Origin of the sequence: Citrobacter sp. RHB25-C09, assembly GCF_013836145.1 — a bacterium.
Lineage (GTDB): Bacteria > Pseudomonadota > Gammaproteobacteria > Enterobacterales > Enterobacteriaceae > Citrobacter_A.
On record NZ_CP057483.1, the window covers coordinates 1,067,786 to 1,090,524 of the forward strand.

The 22,739-nt window shown below is 56.6% G+C and carries 17 protein-coding genes; 12 read left to right on the forward strand and 5 right to left on the reverse strand.

From position 1 onward, the window contains the following. Positions 1-176: 176 nt before the first annotated feature. From HVY19_RS04990 to HVY19_RS05020, 7 genes are all read left to right on the forward strand, one after another. Complete coding sequence (locus tag HVY19_RS04990; RefSeq protein WP_181683258.1) at positions 177-1,124, forward strand: 4-hydroxyproline epimerase; 948 nt, start codon at positions 177-179, stop codon at positions 1,122-1,124. Further along, the gene (locus HVY19_RS04995) at positions 1,121-2,230 is read left to right on the forward strand and encodes an FAD-dependent oxidoreductase (protein WP_181683259.1); all 1,110 of its coding nucleotides are present in this window, start codon (positions 1,121-1,123) and stop codon (positions 2,228-2,230) included. Before HVY19_RS04990 ends, HVY19_RS04995 begins: the two co-directional genes overlap by 4 nt. Then, positions 2,227-2,490 (forward strand): (2Fe-2S)-binding protein, encoded by a 264-nt coding sequence (locus tag HVY19_RS05000; RefSeq protein ID WP_181683260.1) that lies wholly within the window; start codon positions 2,227-2,229, stop codon positions 2,488-2,490. Before HVY19_RS04995 ends, HVY19_RS05000 begins: the two co-directional genes overlap by 4 nt. Beyond that, a complete protein-coding gene (locus HVY19_RS05005) occupies positions 2,471-3,736 on the forward strand; it encodes an FAD/NAD(P)-binding oxidoreductase (RefSeq protein ID WP_181683261.1) in 1,266 nt (421 codons plus the stop codon). The genes HVY19_RS05000 and HVY19_RS05005 overlap by 20 nt, the downstream gene beginning before the upstream one ends. A 272-nt stretch (positions 3,737-4,008) precedes the next feature. Then, the gene (locus HVY19_RS05010; protein WP_181683262.1) at positions 4,009-5,409 is read left to right on the forward strand and encodes a cytochrome ubiquinol oxidase subunit I; all 1,401 of its coding nucleotides are present in this window, start codon (positions 4,009-4,011) and stop codon (positions 5,407-5,409) included. Further along, positions 5,409-6,419 (forward strand): cytochrome d ubiquinol oxidase subunit II, encoded by a 1,011-nt coding sequence (cydB, locus tag HVY19_RS05015; protein WP_181683263.1) that lies wholly within the window; start codon positions 5,409-5,411, stop codon positions 6,417-6,419. Before HVY19_RS05010 ends, cydB begins: the two co-directional genes overlap by 1 nt. Continuing rightward, entirely contained in the window at positions 6,419-6,550 is a 132-nt protein-coding gene (locus HVY19_RS05020; protein WP_181683264.1) for a DUF2474 domain-containing protein, read from the forward strand. Before cydB ends, HVY19_RS05020 begins: the two co-directional genes overlap by 1 nt. Before the next feature lies 1 nt (position 6,551). Here the strand turns inward: HVY19_RS05020 and HVY19_RS05025 are convergent, their stop codons facing one another. Together HVY19_RS05025 and HVY19_RS05030 are read right to left on the reverse strand one after the other, a co-directional pair. Beyond that, the gene (locus tag HVY19_RS05025; RefSeq protein ID WP_181683265.1) at positions 6,552-7,184 is read right to left on the reverse strand and encodes a LysE family transporter; all 633 of its coding nucleotides are present in this window, start codon (positions 7,182-7,184) and stop codon (positions 6,552-6,554) included. Positions 7,185-7,333: 149 nt separating this feature from the next. After that, positions 7,334-9,943 (reverse strand): autotransporter outer membrane beta-barrel domain-containing protein, encoded by a 2,610-nt coding sequence (locus HVY19_RS05030; RefSeq protein WP_181683266.1) that lies wholly within the window; start codon positions 9,941-9,943, stop codon positions 7,334-7,336. A gap of 676 nt (positions 9,944-10,619) precedes the next feature. Here HVY19_RS05030 and yahO point away from each other — a divergent pair. After that, positions 10,620-10,895, forward strand: coding sequence for a DUF1471 family periplasmic protein YahO (yahO, locus tag HVY19_RS05035; protein WP_181683267.1), 276 nt, complete (start codon positions 10,620-10,622; stop codon positions 10,893-10,895). A 67-nt stretch (positions 10,896-10,962) separates the two neighbouring features. On the opposite strand, the gene prpR is transcribed toward yahO, so the two are convergent. Continuing rightward, positions 10,963-12,555, reverse strand: coding sequence for a propionate catabolism operon regulatory protein PrpR (gene prpR / locus HVY19_RS05040; protein WP_181683268.1), 1,593 nt, complete (start codon positions 12,553-12,555; stop codon positions 10,963-10,965). A 250-nt stretch (positions 12,556-12,805) separates the two neighbouring features. On the opposite strand from prpR, the gene prpB reads away from it, so the two are divergent. The 4 genes from prpB (at position 12,806) to prpE (ending at position 18,376) form a co-directional block, all read left to right on the forward strand. Beyond that, positions 12,806-13,693: a methylisocitrate lyase gene (prpB, locus tag HVY19_RS05045; protein WP_181683269.1), complete on the forward strand. Its 888-nt coding sequence runs from the start codon at positions 12,806-12,808 to the stop codon at positions 13,691-13,693. A gap of 106 nt (positions 13,694-13,799) precedes the next feature. Next, positions 13,800-14,969 carry a 2-methylcitrate synthase gene (gene prpC, locus HVY19_RS05050; RefSeq protein WP_181683270.1) on the forward strand — a complete coding sequence of 390 codons (1,170 nt, stop codon included), beginning with the start codon at positions 13,800-13,802 and terminating at the stop codon, positions 14,967-14,969. 39 nt (positions 14,970-15,008) lie between these two features. Then, a complete protein-coding gene (locus HVY19_RS05055; RefSeq protein ID WP_181683271.1) occupies positions 15,009-16,460 on the forward strand; it encodes a bifunctional 2-methylcitrate dehydratase/aconitate hydratase in 1,452 nt (483 codons plus the stop codon). Positions 16,461-16,489: 29 nt separating this feature from the next. Continuing rightward, positions 16,490-18,376 carry a propionate--CoA ligase gene (gene prpE / locus HVY19_RS05060; protein WP_181683272.1) on the forward strand — a complete coding sequence of 629 codons (1,887 nt, stop codon included), beginning with the start codon at positions 16,490-16,492 and terminating at the stop codon, positions 18,374-18,376. Between the two features lie 204 nt (positions 18,377-18,580). On the opposite strand, the gene HVY19_RS05065 is transcribed toward prpE, so the two are convergent. After that, complete coding sequence (locus tag HVY19_RS05065; protein ID WP_181683273.1) at positions 18,581-21,658, reverse strand: beta-galactosidase; 3,078 nt, start codon at positions 21,656-21,658, stop codon at positions 18,581-18,583. A 119-nt stretch (positions 21,659-21,777) separates the two neighbouring features. Then, positions 21,778-22,731: a helix-turn-helix domain-containing protein gene (locus HVY19_RS05070; RefSeq protein WP_181683274.1), complete on the reverse strand. Its 954-nt coding sequence runs from the start codon at positions 22,729-22,731 to the stop codon at positions 21,778-21,780. Positions 22,732-22,739 lie beyond the last annotated feature (8 nt).

Sequence of the window (22,739 nt, forward strand, 5' to 3'; positions counted from 1 at the left end):
TTTTGGTTTATCACATCATTAACAAGATGATTAATAATAAATAATTATGCATGTGCGGGTTTTCCCCTATAACCCACTGTGCTGATTTCGTCATTTAACACGCTGAAAACAGTCAAGCGGGCGCGATGATGTTGCGCCAGCATTTGGAAACAAATATTTAACTTTTGAGGTTTCCTATGACTGCGCCACGTCCGAACATCGAACTCAGAGCCATTGATTCTCATACCGGTGGAGAGCCGACCCGGCTGATTATTTCCGGCTTTCCGACGCTGGGTGACGGCAGCATGGCGACGCGACGGGAGATTTTTGCCCGTGACTTCGACCATTGGCGCAAGGCGATCATTCTGGAACCGCGTGGAAACGATGTACTGGTGGGCGCGCTGTTGTGCGAGCCGGTTTCACCCGAGGCCACCGCGGGGGTAATTTTCTTTAATAACAGCGGCTTTTTAAATATGTGCGGTCACGGCACCATTGGGCTGATTGCCTCGCTGGCCTGGCTTGGGCGCATTCAGCCGGGAAAACATCGCATTGAAACGCCGGTCGGCGATGTCACCGCCACCCTGCATGAAGACGGCAGCGTCTCGGTGGAAAACGTACCAGCATATCGCTGGAAAAAACAGGTGAGCGTAGAGACTGCCCACGGCACCGTAACCGGCGATATCGCCTGGGGCGGCAACTGGTTTTTCCTGATTAACGATCACCCTTTCAGCATTCAGACGCAGGAAATTGCGCGCTTAACCGACTACGCCTGGGCAGTACGCGAAGGGCTGGAAGCGGCGGGGATATGTGGCGAAAATGGCGGCATCATCGATCATATTGAGCTGTTCGCGAAAGATGAAAACGCCGACAGCCGCAGCTTTGTCCTCTGCCCGGGCAAGGCGTGGGATCGCTCACCGTGCGGCACCGGAACCAGTGCTAAGCTGGCCTGCCTGGCGGACGACGGCACGCTACAGCCGGGAGAAACCTGGCGGCAGGCCAGTATCATCGGCAGCCAGTTTACCGCCAGTTATCTCCGTGACGGGGAGAACATCATCCCGACGATCCGTGGCGAAGCGTGGGTCTGTGGCGACACCCGTCTGATCCTCAATAACGACGATCCGTTCTGCTGGGGGATTTCCCTGTGAAATCGACCGATGTCGCCGTCATTGGCGGCGGAATTATCGGCACGGCCTGCGCATGGCAATTGGTGAAGCAGGGTTTACACGTCACGCTGATTGACGATCAACAGCCGGGCGCGACCGCGGCCGGCATGGGGCACCTGGTCTGTATGGACGATGACCCTGCGGAGTTGACGCTCTCCGCCTGGTCCCTGGCGCTCTGGCGCACGCTAACCCCGCGTATGCCGGCGCAATGTGCCTGGCGCGGCTGCGGCACGCTGTGGCTGGCGGAAACCGAAGAAGAAATGACCGTTGCCGGGCAAAAACAACAGCGGATGGCGGGGCATTTGATTAATTGTGAACTGCAGACGCCCGCGCAACTGGCGACACGTGAGCCAATGCTGCGCACCGGGCTGGCGGGGGGACTGTGGGTGCCGGGAGATGGCATCGTGTATGCGCCCAACGTGGCGCGCTGGTTTATCGCCGACGCCGGTGAACGTTTGACACATCTGCATGACCGCGCGACGGCCATTGAGGAACCTGTCGTCGTGCTGCAAAGCGGAGCCCGTATTCAGGCGAACGCGATTGTGGTGGCAAACGGCCTGGGGGCTAATTCGCTGCTGGGGGAAAACTGGCTGCGGGCGAAAAAAGGACAGCTGGCGATCACCGATCGCTATGGCCCGCTGATTCAACATCAACTGGTGGAGTTAGGCTACGGTGCCAGCGCTCATGCCGGGGGAACGTCGGTGGCGTTCAACGTACAGCCGCGTCCGACCGGGCAATTACTGATTGGCTCCTCCCGAGAATTTGATAACACCGCCCGCGAACTGGATTTACCGCTGCTGGCGCGGATGCTGGCGCGTGCGCGGCACTTTTTACCTGCGACGGAGGTGCTCAATATTATTCGCTGCTGGAGCGGCTATCGGGCGGCGTCGCAGGACGGAAATCCGCTGATTGGGCCACATCCTCATCGTCCTGGCGTCTGGCTGGCGCTGGGGCATGAAGGGCTCGGCGTCACCACCGCACCCGCTACGGCGCAGCTGCTGGCGGCGCAGCTTATTGGCGAACATTGTCCAGTGACCGCCGATGCCTGGCTACCCTCTCGTTTATTTTCTCAGGAGGCAATCGTATGAACGCGACTCTTTGCATCATGATTGATGGTCAACGCTGTGAAGTGCCTGAAGGCGTCAGCGTGGCGGCGGCGCTTGCCTTCACCGGCAACTCCCATACGCGGCTTTCCGTGAGTGGACAACCGCGTGCACCATATTGTGGCATGGGGGTGTGTCATGAGTGCCGGGTGTTGGTAAACGGGCGGCGCGTGCTGGCCTGCCAGACGCTGTGCCGGGCGGAGATGCGCATTGAAAGGAGCTTTTATGCAAACGTGGCAGTGTGATGTGGCGATACTGGGCGCGGGACCTGCGGGGCTCGCCGCGGCACTGGCGGCGGCGGAAAGCGGTAAGCAGGTACTGGTGATAGACGATAACCCGCACCCCGGCGGGCAGATCTGGCGCGCGGGGCCGCAGTCCACGCTGCCACCGCTGGCTCAGCGCTACCGTGACGCGATTGCCGCGAATTCACAGATAACGCTACTGAGCGGGATGAGGCTGATCGCCCGCCCGTCGTCGCACAGTCTGCTGGTCGAAAGCGCAGACAGCGGCGGGGTGATTCACTGGAAAAAACTGATCCTTTGCTGTGGCGCGCGTGAGCTTGCGCTGCCTTTTCCTGGCTGGACGCTGCCGGGCGTAACCGGCGCGGGAGGACTGCAGGCGCAAATCAAAAATGGCCTGCGGCTCGATAATGAAAAGGTGGTGATTGCCGGAAGTGGCCCGCTACTGCTTGCGGTTGCCGACAGCGTGCGCAAGGCGGGGGGCGAGGTGGTGCTGATCGTCGAACAGGCACCGCTACTGTCGCTACTGCGCTTTGGCGTTGGGCTGTGGCGCTGGCCGGGCAAACTGCGTCAACTGGCAAGTCTCGCGCCGCGTGGCTATCGTACTGACAGCCAGGTGGTTAGCGCGGAAGGGGAATCTGCCTTATCGGCGGTTACCGTGCGGCGGCACGGGAAAACCTCAACCCTGAATTGTACCCGGTTGGCAATCGGCTATGGATTGATCCCGAATCTGGAGCCGGGGCTGTTTTTCGGTTGTGAGGTTAACGGGGAGGCCATCGCCGTTGACGAGTGGCAGGCAACCCGCGCTGCGGATATCTATGCGGCGGGAGAATGTACCGGATTTGGCGGCAGCGAGTTGGCGCTGGTCGAAGGAAAAATTGCCGGATACGCCGCCGCAGAGAACCTGTCGCGTGCGCAGGCGATGTTCCCGCAGCGGGCTAACTGGCAGCGTTTTGCCGACGCGGTTAACAGTACCTTTGCCCTGCCTGAACGCCTGAAACTGGCGGTCACGCCGGATACCCTGTTGTGCCGTTGCGAAGATGTGCGCTGTGGCGATGTGGACGGCGAGAGCGACTGGCGACAGGCTAAGCTCGCGCAGCGCTGTGGGATGGGGGCCTGTCAGGGGCGCACCTGTGCCGCCAGCGCCCGCTGGCTGTACGGCTGGCCAATCCCCCAGCCGCGCGAGCCGCTTGCCCCCGCCCGTCTGGACACCTTATTAATGCTGGCCACCCCCCGCGCCCCCGACGAATAATCAGCAAACCTCCCGCTCCGGAAATTATCGTCAGCGATAAAATTTCGGAGCGAAATAACCACCCGCTGCCGCTTCGCTATTTCACCCGCCTTGAATAACAGGCCTGAGCGTCTATTCTTAGTTGTCATATGGTTTGCGATAAGGCTGTTTTCAATGTGCTGATTTTTAATCTTTTACTGCACATTGGGTAATTTTACGCTTCGCTTAAATTTTATTTTCTTTGCCAGTTGATGTACCCGATTACTTGCATCGACATATTAACGGGAGGCGGTGTGGAAATTGATGCTTTTATGTTGGCGAGGATCCAGTTTGCTTTTACCGTCTCTTTTCACATTATTTTTCCGGCTATTACGATTGGTTTAGCCAGTTATCTCGCAGTGCTGGAAGGGCTCTGGCTGAAAACCAATAATCCGGTCTGGCGCTCGCTGTATCAGTTCTGGGTCAAGGTGTTTGCCGTCAATTTCGGCATGGGGGTGGTTTCTGGTCTGGTGATGGCCTACCAGTTCGGCACCAACTGGAGCGGATTTTCCCAGTTTGCCGGCAGTATTACCGGCCCGCTGCTAACCTACGAAGTCCTCACCGCCTTCTTTCTCGAAGCGGGTTTTCTCGGCGTTATGCTGTTTGGCTGGAATAAGGTCGGGCCGGGGCTGCACTTTTTCTCAACCTGCATGGTAGCGCTCGGCACGCTGCTTTCCACTTTCTGGATCCTCGCATCCAATAGCTGGATGCACACCCCGCAAGGGTTTGAGGTGCTGAACGGGCAGGTGATCCCAACAGACTGGTTCGCCGTTATTTTTAATCCGTCCTTTCCCTACCGTTTACTGCATATGTCGGTGGCTGCCTTTTTGAGCAGCGCGATGTTCGTTGGTGCTTCTGCCGCCTGGCATTTGCTGCGTGGTAACGACACCCCAGCGATCCGCAAGATGTTCTCTATGGCGCTGTGGATGGCGATGCTGGTGGCGCCGGTTCAGGCGGTAATTGGCGATATGCACGGTCTGAATACCCTTGAACATCAGCCGGTGAAGATCGCGGCAATTGAGGGGCACTGGGAAAATAAAGCGGACGAACCCACGCCGCTGACGCTGGTGGGGTGGCCGGATATGGAGGATGAACGCACCCATTTCGCCCTCAACATTCCGGCCCTGGGGAGCCTGATCCTCACCCACAGCCTGGATAAGCAGGTTCCGGCGTTGAAAGACTACCCCCGGGAAGATCGCCCCAATTCAACAATTGTTTTCTGGTCGTTTCGTCTGATGGTGGGTATGGGCGTGCTGATGATTCTGCTGGGGGTCGTTAGCCTGTGGCTGCGCTATCGGCAGCGGTTGTATCAGTCGCGACCGTTTCTGCATTTTACGCTGTGGATGGGGCCATCCGGTCTTATCGCCATCCTTGCCGGCTGGGTGACCACCGAAGTGGGGCGTCAGCCGTGGGTGGTATACGGTTTACTGCGCACCCGTGACGCTGTCTCTGCGCACAGTACGCTGCAAATGAGCATCAGCCTGCTGGCGTTCATCGTGGTCTATTCACTGGTCTTTGGCGTTGGTTATCTCTACATGATCCGTCTGATTCAAAAAGGGCCGCAGTCGCTGGAGGAACCCACCGCTGAAACCGACGGCAGACCGGCACGACCGATCTCCGCCGTGGGTGAACCGCTTGATCAGGAGAAACGCTGATGACCTTCGATCTTTCAATCATCTGGTTCGCCATCATCGTTTTTGCCACGCTGATGTACATTGTGATGGATGGCTTCGATTTAGGGATCGGCATTCTGTTTCCCTTTATTCGCGATAAACATGACCGTGATGTGATGGTCAATACCGTCGCTCCGGTGTGGGATGGCAATGAAACCTGGCTGGTTCTCGGCGGTGCAGGGCTGTTTGGCGCGTTTCCGTTGGCCTATGCCGTTATTGCCGATGCGTTGACTATTCCGCTTTTGCTCATGCTGCTGGGGCTGATATTTCGTGGCGTGGCGTTTGAGTTCCGCTTTAAAGCAACGGAATCACACCGCGCCTTCTGGGATAAATCATTTATTGTGGGATCGGTGTTAGCCACCTTCTGCCAGGGGATTGTTGTGGGCGCGGTGGTAAGCGGCTTTCAGGTTGACGGGAGAACCTTCGGCGGTAGCCAACTCGACTGGCTCACGCCGTTTAATCTGTTTTGCGGCGTCGGGTTGGTGATCACTTACGCGCTGCTGGGGGCAACCTGGCTGATAATGAAAAGCGAAGACCCGCTGCAAGGCCGGATGCGGGAGGTGGCGCGGCCACTCCTGATCATACTGTTGCTGGTGATGGCCGTCGTGAGCGTCTGGACGCCGCTAAGCCAAAGCGCGATTGCAGAACGCTGGTTCTCCTTGCCAAACCTCTATTACTTCCTGCCCGTGCCGCTATTGGTGATTGTGTTCAGCCTCTGGCTCTGGCGCAGCCTGCATCGGCCGGATTTTCATGCTCGTGCGTTTTTGCTTACGTTGGGGCTGATATTTCTTGGTTTCAGCGGGTTGGGGATCAGCATCTGGCCGAATATTATTCCCCCGGACGTCACGCTGTATGAAGCCGCCGCACCCCCGCAAAGCCAGGGCTTCATGCTGGTGGGGGCCATCATTATTATTCCGGTGATCCTCGCTTACACCTTCTGGAGTTACTACGTTTTCCGGGGGAAAGTGCGCCACGGGGAGGGCTATCACTGATGACGAAAATCAAACAGTGGTCGCGTCGGGTCGGGTGGCTGATCACCCTTTGGTGCGCCAGCGTGTTACTGCTGGCTGTGGTGGGCTGGTTGTTTAGACTGCTGATGACCTCAGCAGGGTTGCGCACCTGATTCAGCGTCGGGTGATACCTTCGTAGATTAGCCGCAGTGCAAACAGACCGATCACCGCGCCAATAACCCGACTGGCGACGCGCTGGATCCTGCCGTATCCACGGCGCACGGCGGGCAGTGAGAAGGCCTGGCTTAAAAATATCCGCCAGATCACGGAAGAGAGGACGATCCCCGCCCACGCCATCATTCTCGCCCACGTTGGCGTGTCCGCGCTGAGCGTCACGGAGAAGATACTGATGAAGAACAGCACCGTCTGCGGATTCGAAAGATCGGTAATAAGACCACGGCGAAAGAACATCGTCCACGGAGCGGTGACGGGATGTTCCAGTGCTGCCATTTGCGGGGTTGGCTGGCGACGGATGCTGTTCCAGGCAAACCACAGTAGGTAAGCGCCACCGGCGATTTTAATCAAAGAAAATAACGCCTCACACTGGGCGATCAGCGTCGCCATGCCGAACAGTCCCAGCCCCGAGTAAATGGCATCACCCGTTGCCACGCCGAGCCCGGTCAGTACGCCCGCGCGTCGTCCCGACGCCAGGCTGGTCTGCACTACGACAAACAGGTTGGCGCCTGGGTTAAAAAAAGTAATCACAAACAGGCTGACGGTAAGAAAAACGGCGTGCAGAGGTTCCATTAGCGACGTCCCTGAACAAAATGGCGTGATGCCATCTTAGTAGGCGCAGCGCGGCAGGGATGCAAACAGGATCACAAAGAAGGAAGAACCCGAACGGACGGTGTTGAAATGATGCCGGATAAGCGCAGCGCCATCCGGCATTTGAACTATCAGAAGGTATATTTCACGCCCAGCATACCCTGGGTATCGCTGAAGCCGTTATCGCCGACCTGCTGCGCCACGTTGCCCCAGACTTGCAGACGCTGCGTGAGCTGGCCTTCAACACCGACTTTCAGCTCGCCGATATTGCGCGCGCCTTTTACTTCATCCTCGACATCATCCATTTTCACGCTGTAGTTCTGCGTGTTGTGGATCCAGTTGGCTTCGACGAACGGCTGGAAGCTACGCCCATTCGTATCATCGATGGCGTTATGGCCTTTGAGGTACGCTTTCACCCCCAGACGGGTTTGCAGATTGCCATCCGTCGTATCGACAATGCGCGAACCGTTTTTCTCGGTGTGATTGTCTGCCTGCACGTCCATCCAGGTGACCTGCGCTTTCGGCTGGATGTAGAGCGCATTACGCTCGCTCAGTTCCGCCACTTTCCAGGTGTAACCGGATTCGACAGACGCGGTGATGCCGTCGGAATCGTATTTCTCCGTTGGCAGACCTTTACTGCTGACGGTGTTATCGAACCAGTTATAGAGCATCCAGGTATCAACATACGCGCCGGTTTTCTCTGCGTCGTTCGCATACCAGATGCCGTACACCCCGGCGCTGTACCCGCTGACTTCACCGCGAGAGGAGTAGCCGGTCAGGCTGGAATGGGTGCGGCTCTTGCTGTTGGCGTAACCCGCCATCAGGCCCAGATGCCAGCGGTCCATGCCGTCGGTACTCCACTGTGCGACATCGCCGCCAAGCTGCATCACGTAGCGATTGCTCTGCGTGCTGAGCTGACCGGAACCGTCCTTGAAGCGGTTATGGCCACCGATATGGTGCATCCACAGGCTGGTCACTTTCTGTTCGCCGGTCAATGCGTCGGTGTATTGCGTTTCACCCAGACGATCGTGCAGACGGGTCGTAAACAGCGTATTCGCCGCCTGGGTATTCGCCAGGTAGCTGCCAATTTCCGGACGATACTGATCCGGCCCTACCGGTTTCTCTGGCGATGCCGGGATCGGTTGTCCTGGTTGTTCCGGTTTGGTCGGCACAGGATCGTCTGGCTGCTGAGGCTCGACATACTTACTGGTCAGGTGCCAGTTCTGATTATCGTCTTTGACGATGTTATAGTCGTAAGCGCCCGCGACAATACGGCCTTCTTTCACAAAGGTCCCGTTAGAGGCACCTTCAACTTCCACAATGCGGATACCTTCGACCGTTGCCGCACCGTTGCCGCCGGCGTTGGTAACGCTGACGCGGGTAGTGCCCGCCGTATCACCTTTCACCAGCAGCTTGTCGGTAGCGGAACTGTCATCGCCCAGCGCGGTGCGCATGACGAGCAGGCCGTTATTACCGGTGTAGTTGCCGTTAATGGTCAGAAGCGTTGGCGTGAATACCGCTCTGGCAAGCGATTCAGACGACAGAACCGCCTTACCCGCCAGATCCAGCGAGTTCAGCGTCTGCGAATAACCGTTAAGATCCAGCGTACCGCCGCTGCTGACGGTATGATCTGAACTTGCGCTGAAGGTATTTTCCACACCCGCACGCAGAATCCCTTTGGTAATTAGCGTGTTACCCACATAGTGGTTTGGACCGGTCAGCGTAGTCGTACCTGAGCCGACGTGGTTAACTTCACCCGTACCGTAAATCTCAGAGGTCAGCAGGAAGTCCTGGCTGGAATGGTTAAAGTTCAGCGCCGCGGTGCTCAGACCGCTTGTATTCCCGAAGTAAATAATCGGCGTCTCAATATTACCCGCTGCCTGTTCAGCTTCCCCTTGCGCGCCACCGATGTTTAAAATCCCGGTACTGCCTTTGCCATAGGCGAGGCGGATAAACGTACCCGCTTTGATCGTCGCGCCATTGCTGACGGTGAGATAACCTTTGGCGGTGTTATTTATCGTTGAAAAACCACCTAAGTTGATTGCCGTAGCGACGTCAAGAATAGAGTTAGCTCCGTCGACCACTACGTCACCCTGACCATCACGAATGGAGCTGTCGGTTACGCCAACATAGCCAATATTCATATGATTTGCGGAGGAGAGCTTACCACCGTTGGTAATGACTAATTTACCGTGTCCCTGGTCACCAACGACAGTCCAGTTGGTGGCAATGGAGGAGTTAGCGCCGTCGATGGTCACCGTCCCTTTGCCGTCGATGTAGGCTTCACCAATGCGTAAATCATCAAGGCCGGTGATTTTGCTGCCGTTAAGCACATTCAGCGTGCCGGAACCATTGTCGAGTCCAAGCTGGATATGCCAGTCAGTGCCATTCGTCCAGGTCGCGCCATTTGTTAATGTGACAGTTCCTGTTCCTGAGCTACCAATCACAGCACCGTGATCAACGAAAATATCCCGGCCATCAATAAGTAGCGTACCGTTGCCTGTCTCCCCAACACGTATTCCTCGAACACTATTCCAGTTGCTTCCCGTATTTTCAGTCTGGGAAAGTGTAAGTGAGTCATCATTATCAATAATAATGTCGCTGGTTATTCCCGTTGGAGGGGTAACGGCAAATACGTTGATATTATCCGCAGCTGCTGCGGAAGCTATTTGAGCTGACAATGCTAATGAAATAGCTATTGCCAGTGTTGAAACTGGATGACGCAATGTATTTGTCTTCATATCGCTCTCTTCCATAAGAGATTGTTTACTGGTAGCGGTAAATGACGGGAAGTCGCCCTGCGACAACCCGTCTATACCTGGTGTAGAACGCTGCTATTGGTATGAGTATCAAGCTTTTCTGCGGCCAGTGTATTTCCGTATGGGTAGGGCGCGAAATAGTTTTAGCGCGACATTATTTGAGTTATTGATAGATTTTTCCGATAAGTGGTTACAGCAATAGTGCCTTAAATTTTCTTAAATAGATTTAATAACGAATATCTCTTATTAAGAAGTGAAAAATTATTAGGATTATTACAAACGATCAGCATATTACAACGAGATAGCGTTTATTTAAGATGAGTGAATTTTATTGCGACAGGAATTACTCTGCAGCTAATATTCTTTTTTCTTGTTTCATAATTATGTTGCCAATATGTTTTTTTCGGATTTATGCAAAAAACTAATGCTCCATTGATTGATCTTGATCAACGCCTTAAATCGCGTTAAGCAACGATAAAACGTGCTGACGGCACATTACTCACAGAGACAGGGCTCAACGGCGCACTCCCTGAGCGTAAAAAATTTCCTGCCAACGTACCTGGATTTTTCCCAAAGCGTGAACTAGTTATTAATCATCCTGAGTAGCTCGTGGATTCAGGGGTGATGATAGCGTGATAACAAAAACTGGAGCTTGTTTATGAAAACTGGATACAAATTACTGATCGGTGCGCTGGCTTTTGCAGTTTCTAACGTGTACGCAGCAGAACTGCTGACGAAAGCAGAATTTGAAAAGGTTGAGTCGCAGTACACCAAAATCGGCACCATCAATACCAGCAACGAAACCTCGACTGCTGACGCGAAAGAAGATTTGCTGAAAAAAGCGGAAGAGCAGGGTGCAGACGTTGTGGTACTGACCTCCGGGCAGACTGACAACAAAATTCACGGTACAGCCAATATCTACAAGAAGAAATAATTTCTGAACATCCGGCCTGCACCGCTATGCTGCAGGCCGAATTATTGTTACTGCCATCCGGCACTCGTCACTGTTTTAATCTCCGCCAGAACGTCGTCCTGCTAACCCCCATATAACGGGCGGCTGCGTTTTTATCCCCGTTAAATTGCGCCAGCACCTGCTGTGGTGTTAGCAATGGTGATGCGGATAACGACGAATTCACCTCCGCCAGCTCCGGCAGTAGCTTCTGCAATAAACTGATGTCCAGTGAGGGCATCGGCTCCACGCTTAAGAACAGCGCCAGGCGTTCCATCATATTGCGCAGCTCGCGGATATTGCCCGGCCAGGGGGAGTTTTCCAGCACCGATGCGCATTGTGCGAGGCCAGTGCGCACGGACTCGCTAAACGGAACGGCAAGTGACGCCAGAGACTGCTTTAAAAAACCTTCTGCCAGCAAGACGATATCGCCGGGCCGCTCTCGCAGAGGAGGTAGCGTCAGGCGCAAGATGCTCAGGCGATAAAACAGATCGCTGCGGAATTGCCCGCGCTTCATCCCCTCTTCCAGATTGCAATGAGTTGCGCTAATCACCCGTACTTCCACCGGAATTGGGTGGTGTCCGCCGACCCGTGTCACCTCTTTTTCTTCCAGCACGCGTAGCAGTCGGGTTTGCAGGGGCAGCGGCATCTCGCCGATCTCATCAAGAAACAGCGTCCCGCCGTGGGCAATTTCGAATAGCCCTGCGCGACCGCCGCGTCGGGAACCGGTAAACGCCCCCTCTTCGTAGCCGAACAGTTCCGCCTCCAGTAATGATTCGGTGATTGCCCCGCAGTTCACGGCGACGAACGGGGGCGACGATTTTTCGCGCAGATTGCCCGGACGGGCAAAAAACTCCCGATGAATTGCCTGTGCTGCCAGCTCCTTTCCGGTGCCCGTTTCTCCCTGGATCAGCACGGCGGCGCGAGAGCGGGCATACAGCATAATGGTGTGGCGTACCTGTTCCATTTGAGCGGAATGTCCGCGAATATCGCCCAGTACATAGCGAGTGCGTAACGCTCGGTCAGAGGCATAGTGGCCGCTACGGCGTAACGTCATACGGGTCAAATCCAGCGCATCGCTGAAGGCCTGACGCACCGTGGCCGCCGAATAGATAAAAATCCCGGTCATTCCGGCCTCTTCAGCGAGATCGGTAATTAACCCGGCGCCGACCACCGCCTCAATGCCATTGGCTTTCAGTTCGTTAATCTGCCCGTGCGCATCTTCCTCGGTGACATAGCTGCGCTGCTCCAGCCGAAGGTTGAAGGTCTTCTGAAAGGCAATCAGCGCCGGCAGCGTCTCTTTATAGGTCACCACGCCAATTGAGGAGGTGAGTTTACCGGCCTTTGCCAGGGCCTGAAGCACATCAAAACCGCTGGGCTTAATCAGGATCACCGGAATGGAAAGGCGACTTTTCAGGTATGCGCCGTTAGAGCCAGCGGCAATGATGGCGTCGCAGCGCTCGGTCGCCAGCTTTTTACGGATATAGCTGACTGCTTTTTCAAAACCAAGCTGGATCGGCGTGATGGTGGCAAGATGATCAAACTCCAGGCTGATGTCGCGAAACAGATCGAACAGTCGCGTCACCGAAACCGTCCAGATCACCGGCTTGTCGTCATTCACGCGCGGGGGAAGAGGCGAAGCCATATAACACCCAAATTAGAGGGACAGAGTACTGGGTTTAGTCTTGTTTCATAAATGTTGCAATGAAACGGAACAGAACGTTTCATGAAACGTTAGCTGACACGCTTTTTTATCCGCTGTCGCGCTGTGCCAAAAATATTCTTGTTTTCAATTAATGAGTTAAATGAAATAACGCGCCTGTCGCCGTCACTGGCATACCTCTTGCTTTAGCTCTTGCAACCGCAGTTACACGTTGATAACAAGAGGACGAACTATGTCTCTGGATTCTCCGGGTCTGGCGTTTCGCGCCGCGCTCAGCAAAGAAACTCCCTTACAAATCGTCGGTACGATCAATGCCAATCATGCGCTGCTGGCGCAGCGGGCCGGGTATCAGGCGATTTATCTCTCCGGCGGCGGCGTGGCGGCCGGTTCGCTGGGGCTGCCGGATCTGGGCATCTCTACCCTGGATGACGTTCTCACCGACATTCGCCGCATTACTGACGTCTGCCCGCTGCCGCTGCTGGTGGATGCCGACATCGGATTTGGCTCGTCTGCGTTTAACGTCGCACGAACCGTGAAGTCGATGATCAAAGCCGGGGCGGCGGCGCTGCATATTGAAGACCAGATCGGCGCTAAACGCTGTGGTCATCGTCCGAATAAGGCGATCGTCTCGAAAGAGGAAATGGTCGATCGCATCCGTGCGGCGGTGGACGCCCGAACCGACCCCAACTTTGTGATCATGGCGCGTACCGATGCGTTGGCGGTGGAAGGGCTGGACGCGGCGATCGACCGCGCACAAGCCTACGTGGAAGCAGGCGCCGACATGCTGTTCCCGGAGGCGATCACCGAACTGGCGATGTACCGTCAGTTTGCCGACGCCGTGCAGGTGCCGATCCTGGCGAATATCACCGAGTTTGGCGCAACGCCACTGTTCACGACCGACGAACTGCGCAGCGCCAGCGTGGCAATGGCGCTCTATCCGCTCTCCGCTTTCCGTGCAATGAACCGCGCGGCAGAAAAAGTCTACAACGTGCTGCGTCAGGAAGGGACGCAAAAGAGTGTGATCGACATTATGCAGACCCGCAACGAACTGTACGAGAGCATCAATTACTACCAGTTCGAAGAGAAGCTGGACGCGCTGTACAGGAATAAAAAATCGTAGCCCGTAGGCCTGATAAGGCGAAGCCGGATGGCACTACGTTTATCCGGCCTACGGTACGGCCTACACGCCTCAATACCCTACACATTACAATAATGACGAGGACAATATGACAGACACGACGATCCTGCAAAACAACACGCATGTCATTAAGCCTAAAAAATCGGTCGCGCTTTCCGGCGTTCCGGCGGGGAATACCGCGCTGTGTACCGTGGGCAAAAGCGGAAACGATCTCCACTATCGCGGCTACGATATTCTCGACCTTGCTCAGCACTGCGAATTTGAAGAAGTGGCGCATTTGCTGATTCACGGTAAATTACCGACCCGCGATGAACTTAACGCTTACAAAATCAAGCTCAAAGCACTGCGCGGCTTACCGGCCAATGTGCGCACTGTGCTCGAAGCGCTGCCTGCGGCATCGCACCCGATGGACGTCATGCGCACTGGCGTTTCGGCGCTCGGCTGTACGCTGCCGGAAAAAGAGGGCCACACCGTTTCCGGCGCGCGTGATATTGCCGACAAACTGTTGGCCTCGCTTAGCTCCATTCTTCTCTACTGGTATCACTACAGCCACAACGGCGAGCGCATCCAGCCGGAAACTGACGATGACTCCATCGGCGGTCATTTCCTGCACCTGCTGCATGGTGAAAAGCCGTCGCAAAGCTGGGAAAAAGCGATGCACATTTCCCTGGTGCTGTACGCCGAGCACGAGTTCAACGCCTCCACTTTTACCAGCCGCGTGATTGCCGGAACCGGATCGGACGTCTATTCCGCGATTATCGGCGCTATCGGGGCGCTGCGCGGGCCAAAACACGGTGGGGCGAATGAAGTGTCGCTGGAAATCCAGCAGCGTTATGAAACGCCGGACGAAGCCGAAGCGGACATTCGCAAACGTATCGAAAACAAAGAGGTGGTGATTGGCTTTGGCCATCCGGTCTACACCATCGCCGATCCGCGTCATCAGGTCATTAAACGGGTGGCGAAGCAACTCTCTGAAGAGGGCGGGTCGCTGAAGATGTACCACATTGCCGACCGCCTCGAAACGGTGATGTGGGACAGCAAAAAGATGTTCCCGAACCTCGACTGGTTCTCGGCGGTTTCCTACAACATGATGGGCGTACCCACCGAAATGTTCACCCCGCTGTTCGTCATCGCCCGCGTGACCGGCTGGGCGGCGCATATTATCGAGCAGCGTCAGGACAACAAGATTATCCGCCCCTCTGCCAACTATACCGGGCCGGAAGACCGTCCGTTTGTCTCGATAGACGATCGTTGCTAACTCACTCTTATTAAAAATAAAACGCAGGAAACGTACCCTATGTCTACCCAAGAACTGAACATCCGCCCGGAATTTGACCGCGAAATCGTCGATATCGTGGACTACGTGATGAGCTACGACATCACCTCAAAGGTCGCGTATGACACAGCCCACTATTGCTTGCTGGATACGCTGGGCTGCGGTCTGGAAGCGCTGGAATATCCGGCCTGTAAAAAGCTGATGGGGCCAGTCGTGCCGGGCACCGTCGTGCCCAACGGCGTGCGCGTGCCGGGAACCCAGTTTCAGCTCGATCCGGTGCAGGCGGCGTTTAACATCGGCGCGATGATTCGCTGGCTCGACTTCAACGATACCTGGCTTGCCGCCGAGTGGGGACATCCGTCCGATAACCTCGGCGGAATTCTGGCGACGGCGGACTGGCTTTCGCGTAACGCGGTGGCGGCGGGCAAAGCGCCGCTGACCATGAAGCAGGTGCTGAGCGGGATGATCAAAGCCCATGAGATTCAGGGCTGCATTGCGCTGGAAAACTCTTTCAACCGCGTCGGCCTTGACCACGTCCTGCTGGTAAAAGTGGCCTCCACTGCCGTGGTGGCGGAAATGCTGGGACTGAGCCGCGATGAGATCCTCAACGCCGTATCGCTGGCGTGGGTGGACGGGCAGTCGCTACGTACCTATCGTCACGCGCCGAATACCGGAACGCGCAAGTCCTGGGCGGCGGGAGATGCCACTTCACGCGCAGTGCGACTGGCGCTGATGGCCAAAACCGGCGAGATGGGATATCCCTCGGCGTTGACGGCGAAAACCTGGGGCTTTTATGACGTCTCGTTCAAGGGTGAAACGTTCCGCTTCCAGCGTCCATACGGCTCTTACGTGATGGAAAACGTGCTGTTTAAAATCTCTTTCCCGGCGGAGTTCCACTCGCAGACCGCCGTGGAAGCCGCAGTGACTCTGCATGCGCAGATGCAGGCGGCGGGCAAAACCGCAGCGGATATCGAGAAAGTGACGATTCGCACCCATGAAGCCTGTATTCGCATCATCGACAAACAAGGGCCGCTGGATAACCCGGCTGACCGCGATCACTGTATTCAGTACATGGTGGCGATTCCACTGCTCTTCGGCCGATTAACTGCAGCCGACTATGAAGACGGTGTGGCACAGGACAAACGCATCGATGCCCTGCGCGAGAAGATTAGCTGCTTTGAAGATCCGCAGTTTACTGCGGACTACCACGATCCGGAAAAGCGCGCGATTGCCAACGCCATCACCCTGGAATTCACCGACGGCACGCGTTTTGACGAAGTGGTGGTGGAATACCCGATTGGTCACGCCCGTCGCCGTTCAGACGGCATTCCGAAGCTTATCGAAAAATTCAAAATCAACCTGGAGCGCCAGTTCCCGACCCGCCAGCAGCAGCGCATTCTGGATGTCTCCCTGGACAGAGCCCGCCTGGAGCAGATGCCGGTTAACGAGTACCTCGACTTGTACGTCATCTGAAACAGAGAGCATTAAGGAGAGAGAGCCTTATGTCTTATCGCGAATTTTATCAGCGTTCGATTACGCAACCGGAATTGTTCTGGGCAGAGCAGGCAAAGCGCATTGACTGGCAGACGCCGTTTACGCAGACGCTGGATCACAGTCGTCCGCCGTTCGCCCGTTGGTTTTGCGGCGGCACCACCAACTTGTGCCATAACGCCATTGACCGTTGGCTGGATAAACAGCCGGACGCGCTGGCGCTGATTGCCGTCTCTTCTGAAACCGAAGAGGAGCGCACGTTCACGTTTCGTCAGTTGCATGACGAGGTGAACGTGGTGGCGTCGATGCTGCTGGCGCTAGGCGTCCAGCGCGGCGATCGGGTGCTGGTGTATATGCCGATGATCGCCGAGGCGCACATTACGCTGCTGGCCTGCGCACGCATTGGGGCGATTCACTCCGTCGTGTTCGGCGGTTTTGCCTCGCACAGCGTGGCGGCGAGGATTGACGATGCCAGACCGGTGCTGATCGTCTCGGCGGATGCCGGGGCGCGTGGTGGCAAGATCCTGCCGTATAAAAAGCTGCTCGACGATGCCATTGCGCAGGCGCAGCATCAGCCGAAGCATGTACTGCTGGTGGACCGGGGACTGGCGAAAATGGCGCGGGTCGCCGGGCGCGATCTCGACTTTGCTACTTTGCGCCAGCAGCACCTCGGCGCTCGCGTGCCGGTGGCATGGCTGGAATCGAATGAAACCTCCTGTATTTTGTACACCTCTGGCACCACCGGCAAACCGAAGGGGGTACAGCGCGACGTCGGCGGCTATGCGGTGGCCCTGGCGACGTCAATGGATACCATTTTTGGCGGCAAAGCTGGCGGGGTGTTCTTTTGTGCCTCTGATATTGGCTGGGTTGTCGGTCACTCGTACATTGTCTACGCGCCGCTGCTGGCGGGGATGGCGACGATTGTCTATGAAGGGTTGCCAACGTACCCGGACTGCGGCGTGTGGTGGAAAATCGTCGAGAAATATCGGGTTAACCGGATGTTCTCCGCGCCGACTGCGATTCGCGTGCTGAAGAAATTCCCGACCGCGCAGATCCGCAATCACGATATCTCTTCGCTGGAAGTACTGTATCTGGCCGGGGAGCCGCTGGATGAACCGACCGCCGCGTGGGTAACGCAGACGCTGGACGTGCCGGTTATCGACAATTACTGGCAGACCGAATCCGGCTGGCCGATTATGGCGTTGGCCCGCGCGCTGGATAACCGGCCTTCGCGGCTCGGTAGCCCTGGCGTGCCGATGTACGGCTATAACGTCCAGTTGCTGAACGAAGTCACCGGCGAACCCTGCGGCGCGAACGAAAAGGGGATGGTGGTGATTGAGGGACCGCTGCCGCCGGGCTGTATTCAGACCATCTGGGGCGACGATGCGCGATTTGTGAGTACGTACTGGTCGCTGTTCAACCGTCCGGTATACGCCACTTTTGACTGGGGGATTCGCGACGCCGACGGCTATTACTACATTCTTGGCCGCACCGACGATGTGATCAACGTCGCCGGGCATCGCCTCGGCACGCGGGAAATCGAAGAGAGTATTTCCAGCTACCCGAACGTCGCCGAAGTGGCGGTGGTGGGTATAAAAGACGCGTTGAAAGGGCAGGTGGCGGTGGCGTTTGTGATCCCGAAGCAAAGCGACAGCCTGGAGGATCGCGACGTGGCGCATTCGGAAGAGAAAGCCATTATGGCGCTGGTGGACAGTCAGATCGGTAATTTCGGCAGACCGGCTCACGTCTGGTTTGTCTCTCAGTTGCCGAAAACCCGATCCGGCAAGATGCTGCGGCGCACGATCCAGGCGATTTGCGAAGGCCGCGATCCGGGCGATCTCACCACCCTCGACGACCCGGCTGCATTACAGCAGATCCGCCAGGTCATTGAGGAGTAGCGCATAATGCCCGGTGGCGCTGTCGCTTACCGGGCCTACGGGCTGGGATTTTGTAGATACTGTTATTGCCTGCAAGCACTTTCATACACCGTGGTTCGGTGAACGGAACCCTTCTCTGGCGCGGCATGTTACCTGTCCACCTGCACTCTTACGGGGAGCACAGTTGTAGGCCGGATAAGGCGAAGCCGCCATCCGGCATGGCATTCAGCACCATTTCACCTGATAGTGATAACGTCCGGCGCTGAGCTGGAATTCCGGTGACACCGACGGGCTCCAGGAGTCATCACCACCGACGCCCATATGGAAACCGTCAATATTCAACCAGGTGCCAGCCTCCGGCTGCAAAAGATGTCGGTGGCTGGTCACCATCAACTGCTTCTGACCGTAGCGGCTGATGTTGAACTGGAAGTTGCCGCGCCAGACGTGATCGCCATATTTTAACTCACGCGTACCACAGCGCAGGCCGTTTTCGCTCGGGAACACATACGGTGTGTACATCTCGTCAAGCGACAAATTCCAGCGGCCAAAGCAGGCGGAAGCGAGCCTGTCCGGATAGTTTTCGTGGGGGCCTAACCCCAGCCAGTTCACCCGCTCTGCCACATGTGCCAGTTGACAGCTCAGGCCGACTCGCGCTGGATGCGGCGTGCCGCTGGCAACCTCCACATCAATGCTAATCTGCATTTCGCCGTGACCGTCAATACGGTACGTCTTCCGGCTGATAAATAGCGTTTTACCCTCGTACTGCCAAGCGTGCGTCGTGCTAATCAGCACTGCGTCGGACAGCGCGTCGGCCACGCAGTACAGCAGTTCCGCCCGCATCTCGTAATGTCCGGCGGCTTTCCAGCGCTCAACCCAGGCGTTCGGGTCAATACGCGTCACCTCGCTGATGCCAATATCGTTATCCAGCGGCGCACGGGTAAACTGATCGACCAGCGGAGACAGTAACTCTGCTTCTTCGCCACGCCAGTACTGCGTTAATACGCCCTGCTGGCGGCTGAATTCCCAGCGTTTATTGTTCACTACGATCTGATAAACCTGCTCATCTACGTTGAGCACTGGGGCAGTTTCAGCACGCGGCGGGATCTGGATGCTCAGTATTTCTTCAAGCGGCCATTGCTGCCAGGCGCTGATGTGTCCGGCTGGCGACCACGCGGTGGCCTGCGGCTGTTCGACGCGCACGGTCAGCCAGAGCTGGCCTGCGGTTTCTGGCATCTTTATCTCCGGCAGCGTAATCACCTGACGCCCCTGCGGTGCGACATCCAGCGTCATATTGCCCGCCGCCACCGGGTTGCCCTCCTGGGTAATTGACCAGTGCAAAACCTCATTATCGCTATGGCGGAACAGGTATTCGTTCACCACCTCAATCTGGCGTTCCGTTCCCGGCAGTAATGTGAACTGGAAAAACTGCTGGGCGTGTTTAGCTTCATACAGGGATGGGTGCGGGGTGCGGTCGGCAAACACCAGCCCGTCCATGCAGAACTGACGGTCGTTTGGCGTATCACCAAAGTCACCGCCGTAAGCCGACCATGGGTTGCCGTTGTCGTCATATTTAATCAGCGACTGATCCACCCAGTCCCAGACAAACCCGCCCTGTAATCGCGGATACTGGCGAAACGCTTGCCAGTATTTCGCGTAACCGCCAAGACTGTTACCCATCGCGTGGGCATATTCACAGAGGATCAGCGGACGCTGCTCGCCCGGCATCGACAACCATTTTTTAATGGACCATTTCGGCACTGCCGGGAAGGGCTGATCCTGATCGACGCGGGCGTACATTGGGCAAATAATATCGGTGGCAGCCGTATCCGCACCGCCGCCTTCGTACTGCACCGGGCGGGATGGATCTTCCGACTTCACCCAGCGGTACAGCGCATCGTGGTTAGCCCCGTGACCGGATTCATTGCCCAGCGACCAGATAATAATGCACGGATGATTACGGTCACGCTGGACCATGCGCGTCACGCGCTGGCTCATCGCCGGAAGCCAGTTCGGATCGTCGCTCAGACGGTTCATCGGCACCATGCCGTGGGTTTCGATATTGGCTTCATCCACCACATACAGGCCGTAACGGTCGCAGAGCGTATACCACAGCGGATGGTTCGGGTAATGGGAGCAGCGCACGGCGTTAAAGTTGTTCTGCTTCATCAGCAGAATGTCCTGCACCATTGTCTCTTCGTCCATCACCTGTCCGTTGAGCGGATGGTGTTCATGCCGGTTAGCGCCACGGATCAGCAGCGGCTTACCGTTGAGTAACAGCAGGCCATTTTCGATGCGGACCTGGCGAAAGCCGACGTCACAGGCTTCCGCCTCAATCAGCGTACCGTCTACGCGATGCAGTAGCACCACGGCGCGGTAGAGATTCGGCGTCTCCGCGCTCCACAGCGCCGGACGTTCAACGTTCAGATGCAAGGTGGTACGGTCAGCGTAAGCCCCGCGTTCATCAATGATCTCACTCCCCAGTGGCGAAGTGCTTTCATCGGTCAGCGTGTCACCCTCCCACAACTGGACGGTGACGCGCAGATCGTCGCGAACTTCACCGGACAGGCGAATCTCCGCGTGCAGCGCCGCGCGGCTGAAATCGTCATTAAAGTGAGTGCTGATGCGCAGGTCGCGAATCTGCGTCGTGGGTTTATTCAACAGCGAGACGTCGCGGAAGATGCCGCTCATCCGCCACATATCTTGATCTTCCAGATACGTGCCGTCGCTCCAGCGCAGCACCATCACCGCCAGACGGTTATCGCCGATGACGAGGAAATCACTGAGATCAAATTCAGAGGGCAGGCGGCTGTCCTGGCCGTAACCGACCCAGCGACCGTTGCACCACAGATGAAAGGCGGAGTTGACACCGTCAAAAATGATCCGTGTTTGTCCGCTGCGGAGTTCCGCTTCTGTTAGCGCAAAGTTGAGCGAATAGCACCCGGTTGGGTTTTCTGCCGGAACATACGGCGGATCCATCGGGATGGGGTAGGTAACGTTGGTATAAACAGGCGCGTCATAGCCGTGCATCTGCCAGTTTGAGGGGACAGTAACCGTCGCGGAATTGTCGACATCGCTTAGCCGCCAGCTATCCGGCACCGCTTCTGGCGCGGCAAACCAGGCAAACTGCCAGGCGCCGTTCAGGCTTCTACGCTGCGTGGACGGGCGATTATCCCGCGCATCCTCGGCGTTGCGCCAGCTGAAAAACGGAGGGTGTGCCTCCAGACGGTTGAGCTGCGTAACGCCGGGGTTTTCCCAGTCGCGTCGGGCGAGTATCGCGGCGAGGGCGTCCGTATTCAGGGGCATGGCGGTATCCTGTATCAAAGTTTATTAGCTTCAGGATGCTGAAGATACGGTGCGCGATGAAAGTCTGTAAAGGTGATAAAGATCAATGAGTGAACTCCCTCACCCACAAATTTTGGTGATCACTCCTCACCCTGGAAGGTTTTACGCCATTCTGCGGGACTGACCCCAAAACGGGATTTAAAGTGTTGGCGCCAGGTGACGGGGGAAAGAAAGCCAACCTGCTCGGCGATGCGCTCGACGGGGATCCGGCTGGATTCCAGCAGATCCTGGCTGCGGCGCAGACGTTCAGAAATCAGCCATTCCGCAATGCTTGAACCGGTCGCTTTCATAAAATGGCGGGTGAGGGTGCGGCGGCTCATCATCATCTGCCGGGCGAGGGTGTCAAGGTCGTGCGGCTGGTGGAGATGCTTTCGCAGATGATCCAGCAGGCCGTTGATGCGCGCATCCTGGGTATTTTTCGGCACCGGTTGAGCAATAAACTGCGCCTGACCGCCTTCACGATGCGGTGGGACGATCATTCGCCGCGCAATGTGATTGGCGACGACGCTGCCAAAACGCTGGCGGATAAGGTACAGGCAGCAGTCGAGCGCCGCGGCGGTACCTGCAGAGGTGATAATGCCATCATCGTCGACATACAGGGCATTGATATCCAGATGCGCTTGCGGAAACAGCGCCTCAAAGGTCCGCTCATATTCCCAGTGGGTGGCGGCGCGTTTGCCATCAAGCAGCCCCGCGTAGCCGAGGACAAAAGCTCCGAGACACAGTCCGACGATCTGCGCGCCGTTCTGCCGGGCGCGAATTAACGCGTCAAGCAGCGGTTGCGGCGGGCGATGCGCGGTCGTTCCCCAGTACGGGATAATCACGATATCGGCGGCGACCGCCGCGTCATAGCCATAAGGGGCGGTCAGCGAAAAGCCTTCCTGAGAGTTCACTATCCCCGGCGTTTCGGCACATAGCTGCACCTCAAAGCGCTTCTCCTTCGCCATTTTTTCACTGAACAAAATGCACGGCACGGAGAAGTGAAACGGGCTGAAATCTTCAACGGCGATAATCGCGACGGTCACGGGGCGCATACGATTCC

Bases quoted from the DNA above. Each gene is read 5' to 3' on its own strand.
- HVY19_RS05005 (WP_181683261.1), top strand. From the start codon at position 2,471: ATGCAAACGTGGCAGTGTGATGTGGCGATACTGGGCGCGGGACCTGCG.
- prpE (WP_181683272.1), top strand. From the start codon at position 16,490: ATGTCTTATCGCGAATTTTATCAGCGTTCGATTACGCAACCGGAATTG.
- HVY19_RS04990 (WP_181683258.1), top strand. From the start codon at position 177: ATGACTGCGCCACGTCCGAACATCGAACTCAGAGCCATTGATTCTCAT.
- HVY19_RS05020 (WP_181683264.1), top strand. From the start codon at position 6,419: ATGACGAAAATCAAACAGTGGTCGCGTCGGGTCGGGTGGCTGATCACC.
- prpR (WP_181683268.1), bottom strand. From the start codon at position 12,555: ATGGCTTCGCCTCTTCCCCCGCGCGTGAATGACGACAAGCCGGTGATC.
- HVY19_RS05070 (WP_181683274.1), bottom strand. From the start codon at position 22,731: ATGCGCCCCGTGACCGTCGCGATTATCGCCGTTGAAGATTTCAGCCCG.
- HVY19_RS05030 (WP_181683266.1), bottom strand. From the start codon at position 9,943: ATGAAGACAAATACATTGCGTCATCCAGTTTCAACACTGGCAATAGCT.
- HVY19_RS05000 (WP_181683260.1), top strand. From the start codon at position 2,227: ATGAACGCGACTCTTTGCATCATGATTGATGGTCAACGCTGTGAAGTG.
- HVY19_RS05025 (WP_181683265.1), bottom strand. From the start codon at position 7,184: ATGGAACCTCTGCACGCCGTTTTTCTTACCGTCAGCCTGTTTGTGATT.
- prpC (WP_181683270.1), top strand. From the start codon at position 13,800: ATGACAGACACGACGATCCTGCAAAACAACACGCATGTCATTAAGCCT.
- yahO (WP_181683267.1), top strand. From the start codon at position 10,620: ATGAAAACTGGATACAAATTACTGATCGGTGCGCTGGCTTTTGCAGTT.
- prpB (WP_181683269.1), top strand. From the start codon at position 12,806: ATGTCTCTGGATTCTCCGGGTCTGGCGTTTCGCGCCGCGCTCAGCAAA.
- HVY19_RS05065 (WP_181683273.1), bottom strand. From the start codon at position 21,658: ATGCCCCTGAATACGGACGCCCTCGCCGCGATACTCGCCCGACGCGAC.
- HVY19_RS05055 (WP_181683271.1), top strand. From the start codon at position 15,009: ATGTCTACCCAAGAACTGAACATCCGCCCGGAATTTGACCGCGAAATC.
- cydB (WP_181683263.1), top strand. From the start codon at position 5,409: ATGACCTTCGATCTTTCAATCATCTGGTTCGCCATCATCGTTTTTGCC.